The organism is Nocardiopsis sp. NPDC058631, assembly GCF_042716955.1.
Taxonomy (GTDB): domain Bacteria; phylum Actinomycetota; class Actinomycetes; order Streptosporangiales; family Streptosporangiaceae; genus Nocardiopsis.
Genome location: NZ_JBHXQY010000005.1, coordinates 71,109 through 82,205 on the forward strand (window position 1 = coordinate 71,109; position 11,097 = coordinate 82,205).

General features: G+C 74.5%; 9 protein-coding genes and 1 pseudogene. 2 read left to right on the forward strand and 8 right to left on the reverse strand.

Annotated elements, in window-relative coordinates; genetic code table 11:
- Positions 1-854 precede the first annotated feature (854 nt).
- Entirely contained in the window at positions 855-2,939 is a 2,085-nt protein-coding gene (locus ACFWTE_RS03660; RefSeq protein WP_378777659.1) for a DEAD/DEAH box helicase, read from the forward strand.
- Between the two features lie 125 nt (positions 2,940-3,064).
- Here the strand turns inward: ACFWTE_RS03660 and ACFWTE_RS03665 are convergent, their stop codons facing one another.
- Both ACFWTE_RS03665 and ACFWTE_RS03670 read right to left on the reverse strand, forming a co-directional pair.
- Positions 3,065-3,481, reverse strand: a complete 417-nt coding sequence (locus tag ACFWTE_RS03665; protein WP_378777661.1) for an SgcJ/EcaC family oxidoreductase — start codon at positions 3,479-3,481, stop codon at positions 3,065-3,067.
- 58 nt (positions 3,482-3,539) lie between these two features.
- On the reverse strand, positions 3,540-4,358 hold the full coding sequence (locus ACFWTE_RS03670) for a metallophosphoesterase family protein (RefSeq protein ID WP_378777663.1): 819 nt from the start codon (positions 4,356-4,358) through the stop codon (positions 3,540-3,542).
- A gap of 146 nt (positions 4,359-4,504) precedes the next feature.
- Between ACFWTE_RS03670 and ACFWTE_RS03675 the strand changes: the two genes are divergently transcribed.
- Positions 4,505-5,035: a GNAT family N-acetyltransferase gene (locus ACFWTE_RS03675; protein WP_378777665.1), complete on the forward strand. Its 531-nt coding sequence runs from the start codon at positions 4,505-4,507 to the stop codon at positions 5,033-5,035.
- Positions 5,036-5,083: 48 nt separating this feature from the next.
- Here ACFWTE_RS03675 and ACFWTE_RS03680 read toward each other — a convergent pair whose 3' ends face one another.
- The 6 genes and pseudogenes from ACFWTE_RS03680 to ACFWTE_RS03705 all read right to left on the reverse strand — a co-directional run bounded on the left by ACFWTE_RS03680 (position 5,084) and on the right by ACFWTE_RS03705 (position 11,002).
- Positions 5,084-5,767 carry an ABC transporter ATP-binding protein gene (locus tag ACFWTE_RS03680; protein WP_378777667.1) on the reverse strand — a complete coding sequence of 228 codons (684 nt, stop codon included), beginning with the start codon at positions 5,765-5,767 and terminating at the stop codon, positions 5,084-5,086.
- Positions 5,768-5,784: 17 nt separating this feature from the next.
- Positions 5,785-7,851, reverse strand: coding sequence for a hypothetical protein (locus ACFWTE_RS03685; protein WP_378777668.1), 2,067 nt, complete (start codon positions 7,849-7,851; stop codon positions 5,785-5,787).
- A gap of 69 nt (positions 7,852-7,920) precedes the next feature.
- Entirely contained in the window at positions 7,921-8,217 is a 297-nt protein-coding gene (locus ACFWTE_RS03690) for a lactococcin 972 family bacteriocin (RefSeq protein ID WP_378777670.1), read from the reverse strand.
- A gap of 416 nt (positions 8,218-8,633) precedes the next feature.
- A pseudogene (locus tag ACFWTE_RS03695) lies at positions 8,634-8,828 on the reverse strand (GntR family transcriptional regulator); the annotation flags it as partial.
- A gap of 86 nt (positions 8,829-8,914) precedes the next feature.
- Positions 8,915-9,418: a DoxX family membrane protein gene (locus ACFWTE_RS03700; RefSeq protein ID WP_378777672.1), complete on the reverse strand. Its 504-nt coding sequence runs from the start codon at positions 9,416-9,418 to the stop codon at positions 8,915-8,917.
- A 213-nt stretch (positions 9,419-9,631) separates the two neighbouring features.
- Positions 9,632-11,002, reverse strand: coding sequence for a hypothetical protein (locus tag ACFWTE_RS03705; RefSeq protein ID WP_378777674.1), 1,371 nt, complete (start codon positions 11,000-11,002; stop codon positions 9,632-9,634).
- Between the last annotated feature and the right edge of the window lie 95 nt (positions 11,003-11,097).

Consider the following 11,097-nt stretch of genomic DNA (forward strand, 5'->3'; position numbering starts at 1 on the left):
CGGGCGGACCGGTCGGGTCGGCTCGGCGCACGCGGAGGGGGCGGCGGCACGCGGGCCCGACGTGGAGCCTTCTCGAACCGGTCGGGAGCGGACCGGCCGATGGAGCTGGCAGGGCTACCTGGACTACCTGCGCGACTGCCTGGTCCGGCAGAGCGTCCTGCAGCAGCTGCCCGATGCCAGCGGCCGGGACGCGGCGGTCTGCGAGATGGACTCGGAGGTCCTCCTCGGCCGGGCGCAGGAACGGTGGCGGCTGACCGGTCGCGCCGAGACCCTCGCGCGGGAGGCGGCGAAGGAGGGCCGTCCGCTGCGCTACGGCTACCCGGCGGTGCTCTTCGACCCCGTGCGGTCCGACCGCGGCCCCGGCAGGAAGGCCAAGCTCGCCCCGCTGTTCGTGATGGACGTGGAGATGGCCGAGGAACCCGATGGCCACTTCCTGGTGCCGGTCGGGGAACCGGAGCTGAACCGCGAACTCCTGGTCTCCGCGGCCGGCCTGGACGACGGGGACATCGAGGAACTGGTCACCTGGTTCGAGGTCGACTGGGACGGGGGAGAGGTCTCCGGCCTCGCCGACAAGGCGCGCACGGTCTGCGACCGGCTCGGGCTGGCCCGGGTGGACGACCTGGTCGCCGGTGAACTCCGCACCTCGTTGGACGTGCGCCGCGGTGCGCGCCGCGGGGCGCAGAACGCCGCTCTCCTCTACCGCGGCGACCCCGCGGGCGCAGCCGTCAAACAGCTTCTCGGCGATCTCGACCACCGGGGCAAGGGGATCCGGGGTCGATACCCTCCCGGGCACGGCGCTGGCGGCCCTGTCCGACCCCCGGCACGCGGTCAGCGGTTCCGGGTCCGCGCTGCCGGTGGTCACCGGCCGCAGCAACGCCGCACAGGAGGAGATCCTGGCCTCGGCCATGGGCCGGGTCCTGACCGTGGCCACCGGCGCCCCCGGCACAGGCAAGAGCGAACTCATCACGTCCGTGGTCACCACCGCCGTCGCGGCCGGGCAGTCGGTCCTGGTCGCCTCCACCAACAACACGGCCGTGAACGAGGTGGTCGCGCGGGTTAACGGGCTCGCTCCGAAGGCCGACCTGGTGGTGCGCACCGGCAACCAGGAGCACAGGGCCGCCGAACCCGAGATCCTCAACGGACTCCTGGCCGCCGAATGGGACCCCGCCGACACGGCCACCGCGCGGGCCCGACTCGTGGTCCACCAGCGCGCTGTGGGGGCGGCCCAGCAGGAGCTGGCCGTGGCAGAGGAGGCCGAGCGCAGGCTGGCGGTGCTGGCGGTCACACGCAACCGGCAGCTACGGAACCTGCCCCGCGGGGTCGGTCCGGACGTCTTCGCGGGGCCCCGGGAGCTGCGCCGGTGGACCCGCCACGCTGAGGCAGCGCTGGAGTCCCGGTGGACCCGGTGGTGGCACCGTCTGCTGACGCGGCGGGGGCTGCGCATCCCGGGGACCGATGAGGAACTGTCGCAGGTCCTGGCCTTCCTCACCACCGAGGGGGAGTGGCGGGAACTGCGCGAGCGGGTGGGGGAGGGGGCGCGCCCGGAGGCGGCGGTCGCCCGGATCCGCGACCTGCGGAAAGAGCGGCGCCAGGCGAGCAAGGAGTTCCTGTTGGGCCGGGTCGCGGAGTCGCTGCACCGGGGCCGCACCGTCGTGGAGGGGAGGTTGCGCGACCTCGCCTCGGGCCAGAACGGATGGAAGGGCATGAAGGCGCTGGTGCGCACCGTGCCCGCCTGGGCCACCACGTCCCGCTCGGTGCGCGGGGTCTTCCCGCCCGATCCGGGGCTGTTCGACCTGGTGGTGGTCGACGAGGCCAGCCAGTGCACCGTCGCCGACCTGCTTCCGCTGCTGTACCGGGCCAGGCGCGCGCTGGTGATCGGCGACCCGCACCAGCTCCAGCCGGTCAATCCGATGACCGGGCAGGACGACCGCAGGATCCAGGCGGTCCACGGGCTTCCCGAGACCGAGATGGGGGAGCGCTCCCTGGCCTTCACCGGCTCCTCCGCCTACCACGTGGCCGCCTCCGCGCTGGTGGCGGGCGGGGGCGAGGTGCTGTGGCTGGACGAGCACTACCGCTGCCATCCCGACATCGTCGCGCCGGTGAACCGGCGCTTCTACGGTGACCGGCTCGCGGTGCGCACCGACACGACCGACCTGGCCGCCCCCGGGGACCGGGCTGTCCAGTGGATCGACGTGCGCGGTGCCTGCGAACGCCCGGGCGGGCGCTCCTGCCTCAACCGGGACGAGGCGGAGGCGGTACTCGACCTGCTCCGCCGACTCTGGCGGACCCTCCCGCCGGAGGCGACCATCGGCGTGGTCTCACCCTTCACCGCCCAGGTCCGCTGGATCGAGGAGCAGCTGGGCAAACGCGCGGCCGAGAGGATCCGGGTGGGGACGGCGCACCGTTTCCAGGGCGGTGAGCGGGACGTGGTCGTGGTCTCGCCCGCCGCGGCCGAGGGTGTGAACCGGCACAGCGGCCAGTGGGCGCTGCAGCAGCAGAACCTGTGGAACGTGGCGGTCACCCGGGCGCGCTCGCGCCTGTATGTCGTGGGCGACCGGGGGTACTGGGCCGCGCAGGGAGGACTGCTCTCCGACCTGGTCGCCGAGACCGGGACCGCAACCGCGCCCGCCCTGGACGAGGCCGCGAGCCTGCTGTTCGAGGCCCTCACCAACGGTGGGTCCTCGCCCCGGGTCGGCCGCCACGTCGAGGGATACGTCTGCGACCTGCTCGTTCCCGCCCGGGACGGGGACACGGCCGTGGTGATCGACCGACCAAGGTCGGGCACCACCGCCACGCCCGCGCCGGGGCGCGCGCTCCAGCGCACCCTGGACCGAACGGCCCTGTTCGCGTCGGTGTCCGGGCTGCGCACCGTACGCGTCCCCGAATGGCGGTGCCTGGCGGAACCCGAGACGGTGGCAGCCGAGCTCATGGCCGGGTAGCGGGTCCTGTCGGAGCGTGAATGAGCCCCGCGTCGGGACACCGTTCCGTCCGTACGCTGCCAGGCCGCCGTTCGAGGCCCTCTGGCACCGGGGTCAGAGGGCCTGCGCTGCGCCGGAACAGGTGGTCAGCGCACTGGCGTCGTCTGGGCCAGGGCGATGCGCCAGTCGTCGCCCTCGCGGACCAGCGTGCAGGACATGACGCCCTCCATGGGAGCGGAGGACTTCGCCTCGGGGCGCTCGTCGAAGACGGTCTTGGTCAGGCTGACGAGGGCGACGTCGCGCGTGACGAACCGGATGTCGTCGACGCGCAGCGCAGTCCGGACGTCCTTGAGCGGGGTGGAGAGCGCTTCGGCCATCGCGGAGGTGAAGGCCTCCCGGCCGAAGAGCCGCCGCCCGCCGAAGTTGATGATCACGACGTCGGAGGTGTGCAGTGCCGGGAGTGCGACGGGATCGTTCTGGGTCAGGTCTGCCCGGGCAACGAGGTCGCGGATGCGCCGCTCGTCGGTGTCGCGGTCGGGGAGTGTCGTGCTCGTGGTGTCCATGGGGGAAAGCTAGAAGCTCAACTTATGTTCATGTCAAGGCGCCAGCCCCCCACCCCCCTCAGGCCAAAATCAGCCGGGGCCCCTCGGGGGGCTTGGGCCGGGGCGCCCACTCGCGGGGGTAGCCGAGGGAGACCTCGATGTGGGGCACGCCGTCCACGGTGATGGTGCGCGGGATGTGCAGGTGCCCGTAGACGACGGCGCGGGCGCGGTAGCGCGTGTGCCAGTCGGCGGTGGCCTCGGTGCCGCACCACTGGGCGAACTCGGGGTAGCGCAGGACGCGCGTGGGTTCGCGGACCAGGGGGAAGTGGTTGGCCAGGACGGTGGGGACATCGGGGTCGAGGGCGTCCAGGCGCTCGCGCGTGTACTCCAGCCGGGCGCGGCACCAGGCGTCGCGGCCCGGGTGGGGGTCGGGGTGCAGCAGGTACTCGTCGGTGCACACGACCCCGGACGCGTGGGCGACGGCGAGCGCCTCCTCCTTGGTGCGGGTGCCCTCGGGACGGAAGGTGTGGTCGTACAGCACGAACAGGGGCGCGACGACGACCGGTCCGTCCGGGCCGGGCCACACCGGGTAGGGGTCCTCGGGGGTGTGCACCCCCAGGCCGCGCAGCGACTCGACGAGGTACTGGTAGCGGGCCTCGCCGCGCAGCTGGACCGGGTCGCGCGGGGTGGTCCACAGCTCGTGGTTGCCCGGAGTCCACACGACGGTGGAGAAGCGCTTGCTCAGCAGCTCCATCGCCCACAGGACGTCGCCCGCCGTCTCGGCCACGTCGCCGACGACCAAGAGCCAGTCGTCGTCGGAGGCGGGCCGCAGGGCCTCGGTGAAGGCACGGTTGTCGTCGTGCCGGACGTGCAGGTCACTGATGGCGACCAGGCTCATCGTCCGCGTCCCCCTTCGCTGGTCGTGGATCGGCGACACCCTACACACCCGGACGGGCCCGTGTCCGGGCGCCCCGGCCCCGTGTCCCGCCGCCCCGGCCGCGGGGCGGCCGAGGAATTGCCCCCGCCCTCTGCTTGACTCCTCCCATGAACGTGCGTGAGGCGCTGCCGGACGAGATGGCGGCGGTCGGGGAACTGAGGGTCGGGGCCTACCGGGCGCTGGGGCTGCTGAAGGAGGGCGACCCCTACACGGACTCGCTCCGCGCCCTGGGGACCGACGGCCGGGGTGAGGTGCTCGTGGCGGCCGAGGGTGAGCGGGTCGTGGGCACGATCCTGTTCGTCCCGTGGTCTGAGTCCAGCAAGGTCGCGCGAGGCCCCGACGAGGCGGAGGTCCGGGCCTTCGCGGTGGCGCCCGAGGCCCAGGGCCGCGGGGTGGGCCGTTCCCTGGTGCGCGCCGTGGCCGCGCGGGCCTCGGAGCGGGGGGTGTCCCGGCTGGTCCTGTCCACGCAGCCGTCGATGCTCGCGGCGCAGGCCCTCTACCGGGCCCACGGGTTCACGCGCACCCCCGAACGCGACTGGACCCCCGGCCCCGGGGTCGACCTGCTGACCTACGCGCTCGCGCTGCCGGAACGGGTGGCGGCCCCGCGCCCGGCCCCGCGCCCGGCCGACCGGGGCTGAGCCGCACCAGCCCCGGGCCGCCCCCGCCCCCCGCCTCCCGCCCCGCCGCTACCCGCGGCCCGCATGCTCCTCCCGGCCGGCCCCGCCGACGTCCGCCTCCCGCCCCGCCCCCACGTCGAAGGCCCTGTCGCACGCCGCCCTGACCCCGTCGTTGTGGGTGGCCACCACCACCGCGCACCCCTCCCGGGCCAACTGCCGCAGGACGTCCACCACCATCGCCGCGTTGGCCCCGTCCAGGGCGCCCGTCGGCTCATCGGCCAGCACCAGCGAGGGCTGCTTGACCAGCAGGCGGGCCAGGGCGACGCGCTGTTGCTCTCCGCCGGACAGGTGGTGCGCCCTCTCGCCCTCCCGCCCCGCCAGGCCGACCCGGTCAAGGGCCCTGGCCAGGGCTCGGGCGTGGTCGGGGCGGGTGCCGCGCCGCCGCGCCACGTCCAGGTTGGCCCGGACGGTGGCGTTCTCGATGAGGGCGTAGTCCTGGAAGAGGTAGCCGAGCCTGTCGCGGCGGAAGCGCCGCCGCCCTCCCGGCCCCAGGCGGGTCAGGTCGGTGCCCTCGAAGAGGATCCGCCCGCCGCTGGGGGTGTCGAGCAGGCCCAGGCAGTTGAGCAGGGTGGTCTTGCCCGAGCCGCTGGCGCCGACGAGGGCGACCGTCTCCCCGGCCCCGACGGTCAGGCGCAGGTCCTGCCACAGGACGCGCGGCCCGAACGACTTGGCGAGGTTCTCGGTGGTGATCATGGTGTTTCCCGTTGGTCTCAGGCCTGCGAGGAGCCTTCGCGGACGATGCGGCGGTGGAGGAGGGCCAGGGCGGCCAGGGTCAGGGCGAGCCCGGCCGCGGTGACGGCCACGGCGTAGAGGGGCTCCAACCCGGTGGTCGGCACCAGTTGCGGCGGCAGGGCGCGACCGGGGTCCTCCAGCGCCCGCAGCGTGGTGAGGGAGTCCCACGCGGCCCAGCCCGCGAAGCCGAGCCCGATCGCGGCCTCCACGGCGAGGAAGCGCCGGTGGGCGGCGACGAACGTCCACCCGCTGATGTGCCGTGCGAAGACGGTCTGGGCGTGCGTGCGGACGTGGACCAGGCACGCGGCGGCACCGGTCATCAGCAGGACCGCGGTGCCGGCGGCCAGGGCGAGCAGTTCGACGCGCAGCTGGGTGAGCTGGGCGGCGTGGGCGGCGGCGGCCTTGGCGCGGATCGGCTGGACCGTGTTGACGTACTCGGCCACCCGGGGGTCGGCGCGGGCCTCCTCGACCACGCCCGGGTCGGGGAACAGCAGGGCCTCGTGCGTCATGTAGGTGAGGTAGGTCCGGTCGGAGAGCGCGGTGCCGTCGGGCAGGGCGACGATCACCGGATCTTGTAGGAAGGGGGCCGCGTCCAGCCCGCGCGGGTCCTTCGACCCGTAGGTGAACACCCGCTGGCCGTCGGCCAGCGGCAGGACCTCGATGTCGGCCGCGGTTCCCGTGCCCCCGGCCTGGAGCCCGTACCAGGCGGGCATCTCCGCCTCGACGCCGTCCCGGCGGTCGGCGTGGGCCCGCGGCACCAGGACCCGGACCCGGTCCGGGGAGGGGGCGGCGCCGTAGCGCGTGCCGTCGGGCGACACGACCTCCTGGCGTGCGAGGTAGGTGTCGTTGACCACCAGCACGTCGAAGTCGGGCCGGGGGGCGCCGACCGGCACGAGTGCCTCGGGGGGGTGCTGTTCGGCCAGGACGAGCTGCCCGTCGAGGTCGGCCCCGCGCAACCAGGGGCCGAGCAGGGACTCGGCGGTCGCGGGGTCCTCGAACGCGGTGCTGCCGTTGAGGGTGGCGTGCGAGGTCTCCCCGGTCCGGGCGAACACCTCCAGCGCGGCGCGCTGCTCCCGTGCGGACTGCGCGAGGTGGACGGCGCTCGCCAGGACACCGAGCAGGAGGACCATGACGGGGACGCGCACCAGGTAGACGGCGGCCCGGGTGCTGCGGACGGGAAGGCGCCCCCGGAGCGCGGGCAGGACGCCGGTGGCGTGCACGAGGCCGAGCACCGCGGCGTGGGCCACCACCGCCGCCGTGGCGAAGACACCGAGGAGGGCCAGCGCGACGGCGCAGTAGAGGCCGAGCTGGTTCCACCCGTTGTAGAGGCCCAGGGCGACCAGGGTGAGGGCGCCGACGGCGGGCAGGGCGAGGCCCCACAGGCGCGCGATCCGGCCCAGGTCGCCCAGGAGGATCCGGGTGTAGGAGTGCCCGTGCAGGCGCCGGACCGCGTAGTCCCGGGAGCCGAGCAGGACGCCCGCCCCGATCGAGGTGGCGCCCACCAGCAGGGCCATGGCCAGGACGTGGAAGAGGGGACCGCCCAGGAACGACTCCCACAGGCGTGCCTGGCTCGCGCCGGTGCTGGCGCCCAGCCCGTGGTCGGCGAGCGCCTCGGCGAGCACCGTCGCGTTCTCGGCCGGCCCGAAGACGAGGTAGTTGCCGCGGAGGCCGCGGCCGTCCAGGTCCTCCACGGGGTGGACGCGCAGTTCCATGGTGCGGCCGAAGGACGGGTACCCGTCGGTGAGCCAGCCGGCCTCGGCGGAGCCGGGGTCCCCGACGGCCAGGTACATGTGCCACAGGGAATCGGGAGTCCGCACGTCCGGCGCGATGAAACCGATCGCGATGCCGCGCTCCTCGGCCACGCGTTCGAGGGTCCGCGCGACCTCCTCGCCGTCGGAGGTGCCCTCGTCCTCGACGATCCACACCGCCGCCGAGTGCCGTGCGGTGGGGATCGTCAGCTCCCAGGTCGCGAGCAGCAGCGCGGCGATGAGCGCCGCGAACAGCAGGAACGAGACGTGGGCGAGGGAGAGGGTGCGGTTGGGCATGGTGTCCTGGCGCGTGGTCGGGCAGAAGGTGTGGGCCGGTGCGGGGGCGGTCCCGTGGGCCCCGGGGCGCTACCCGCAGTGCCGCCAGTAGGTCTCGTTGTTGCTGGCGGCGCGCGGTGCGGAGGCCTTGGACGTCTTCCCCGGCAGCATCGCCGCGGACGTGACGGTGTACGTGCCGACCGCCGTCGACCCGTGGCACAGCGTCGAGTGGAAGTAGTCCGAGTACACCCTTCCGGTGGTGAGCCCGTGGTACCAGGTACCGCCGCCGACGTAGCTGACCGCGGCTCCGGCGGCACCGGCCGTTCCGGCGGCGAGCCCGGCGGCGAGCACCAGGGTCGTCGCGGCACGCTTCAGGGGGTGGGCCATGTCGTTCCCTCTCACGGTCTCCGGCACCGGTGGCGCCGGGGACCTTCGTGGTGTGGGGCGGCGCTGCGCGGGGCGTCCTCGGCAAGGCCCTCCCGGCCGCGCACCAGGAGCTTCTTCGGTCTCGGGGTGGGCAACGGTCGGGATACGGCGGCGCACCCGTGGAGACAGGCTGTGCTCCGTGCTCCTGTCCCGCCCATGTCGCCGCGAGGGAAAAGTACCGCAGCGGAGCGCCATGGTAACTCTTCGTGGCCACTATTGGACAGGGAGAGGTCCGTGTCGGATGCTCCGGCGCCCTGGCCTGCGTCTTCGCCCGGTCATACCGGGGGGCGGCGACGGCGCCGCGGAGGCCGACCGGTGGCACGTGTGCGGTGACCGGCCCGCGGGTAGCGGCGGGCGGATCGGGCCCCGGGCCCGCGTCAGCCCCCGTCGCGCAACCGGGCCAGCTCGGCCCGGAGCTCCTCGGCCAGCCCGACGGCGCGGTCCAGGCCGGACGCGCCCTCGGCCTCGATGTCGAACACCACCCGGTCCGAGCGGTGCCAGCTCTCGAACCACTCCAGGGGCGCGCCGTTCCGGTCGAACGTCCCGCCCTCCAGCGGTAGGAGCGGGGCCTCGGGGCCACAGAAATTCACACCGGGCCCCGTCCGGACGGTCCTCCCTGCGCGCCGCCGTGCGCGGCGGACCGGCGTCCGCACGGGCGTCAGGAACGCACGACCCCGCCTACGCCGGGGCGGTCCGCGGGGGCGGCCGGGGCGCGGCGGGCGCGCAGGTGGTGGACGAGCACGGCCAGGGTCGCGGCCAGGAAGAGCACCTGCATCGCGGTCCGGATCGGCAGGTTGTCGGTGAACCCCTCGCTCGCCCCGGTGGTGATCGAGTAGACGTTGGCGGGGAACATCACGACCAGCAGGGCGCTGAGCCCGGCCGCGGCCCACGGCGAGGTGCGGGACCACAGGAGTCCGGCGGCCCCGGCCAGCTCCAAGGCCCCGGTCACGGTGACCAGGAGGCCGGGCGCGGGCAGTGCCGGCGGGACCATGGCGATGAGCTCCTCGCGCAACCCGACGAAGTGCACCGTGCCGGTGAGGACGAACATCGCCGCGAGGCCGCCGCGCAGCGCGAGCGGCCACGAGCGCAGCGGGCGCACGCCGACCGCGCCGAGTGCGAGCAGTGCGGCGGTGACGCCGACGAGGGTGATGAGCGGTTCCATGGTGGGCCTCCGGCGGGCGGTGCAACGAAATCTTTCTAGTGGAAAGATTGCCCCATCCGCCCCAACTTGTCAATGGAAAGATGTGGGTGGAGGCCGAGCCCGGGCAAGAGGGGAGGGGTGCGGGGCGGGGAGTGGGGGACCCCGGGTCATGGGGGCGCAACAGCATGCGGGGGAGGGTCGGGTCGGCGGGGCACAGCCGGGGAGGATACGCGGTCAGGGCGGGGAGGCGAGTCTTTCGACGGCCTCGCGCGCGGTGGCCGCCACACCCGGGTCCGGGTGCTGGCGGCCGATCGCCTCCAGGACCCGCACGGTGTCGGGGTGCCGGTCCTGCCGGAGCCGGTCGACGTTGGCCAGGAGCACGCCCTCGATGCCCTCGGTGCACTCCGCGGTCAAAAAGGCCCGCAGGTTGGCCTCGTCGGGGGCCAGCGCCGCCGCGAACATGTCGATGACGACCAACGGCCCGTGCCGGTCCATGACCCGCTCGATGTCGTGCTGGGAGAGCATGCCCGAGGAGAGCAGCACGGAGGCGGCCAGGCCCACCGCCGTCGGGTCCTCGGAGCCGAGCAGGGCCCACAGGTCGGGGACGATCTCCGAACTCGTCGTGTTCAAGACCTTGGTGCCCGTCAACCGGCGCCGTGCCCGGCCCGGTCCCCGCACCGCCTCGGCGATCTCACGGAGGGCGCGTGCGGGGGTGCGCCCGGCCAGCCAGGCGTCGAACGAACACAGGCGGCTCTCCGGCGAGAAGGTCCCGAGCATGTCGAGGAGCTCCCCCGCCCCGTCCAGCTCCTCGACCAGGGGGGCGGGCACGCCCAACGCCAGGAGGATCCGGCGGACCCCGAACCGGCCCAGGCCCGTCAGGCACGCCCAGAAGGTGCGGGGGTCGTCCCCCGCCCCGGAACCGTGGCGCCCCACGACCACGGCCCCGGTACCGGCGAGCCGCCACAGTGCGCGCAGGAGCCGCTCGACGTCCTCGGGGTCGGCGGCGCCGGGGCTCCCGGGCGCGGTACCGGTCGTCGACCGGGCCCTGCGGGCCAGGGTCTGCACGGCGGTGCGGGAGCCGTCCGGGGCCTCGTAGAGCAGGCGCAGGGCGCGCGGGAGGAGGTTCTCGGAGCCGGGAGAGGCGGGGTGGCCCCGGGCCTGTTCGACACGGGACCCGAACACGTGCGCCCACCGGTCCAGCACCCGGTCCGGCGAGCGGACCTGCTGTTCCAGGTCCCGGGCCGGGTGGGCGTGGCCCGCGCCCAGCTCGACCAGCCCGAGCCGGACGGCCGTCCGCCACGGCAGGGCGAACTCCTCCGGCACGCGGTCGAGCCGGTCCAGCCATCTACCGCGTTCGCGGGGGCGCCCCTCCAGGCCGCGGGGCCACAGCCCGCAGTCCCGTACGGCGTCGCGCACGTCGGTGATCTCGGGCAGGCCCCGGGGACAGACGGGGGTGGTAGGCCCGCACCAGCGCGCCACGGCGAGGGCGTCGCGCAGGGGCGGTGTCCCCCGTGCGGCGCGGGCGAGCTCGTGCGGGGCAGGGAGCGAGACGGGGCGGGCCGAAAGCCGTGGGCGATCGGGGGACGCCGGGTCGTGAGGAGGCATGGGCGCTCACGGATTCTCTTGTGTGGAACGTGATGCGTTCCCTTCTACCGTGCCGGTGCGCGGCGGCGAGGCCGTTTCGCCAACTCCGCGCAGTG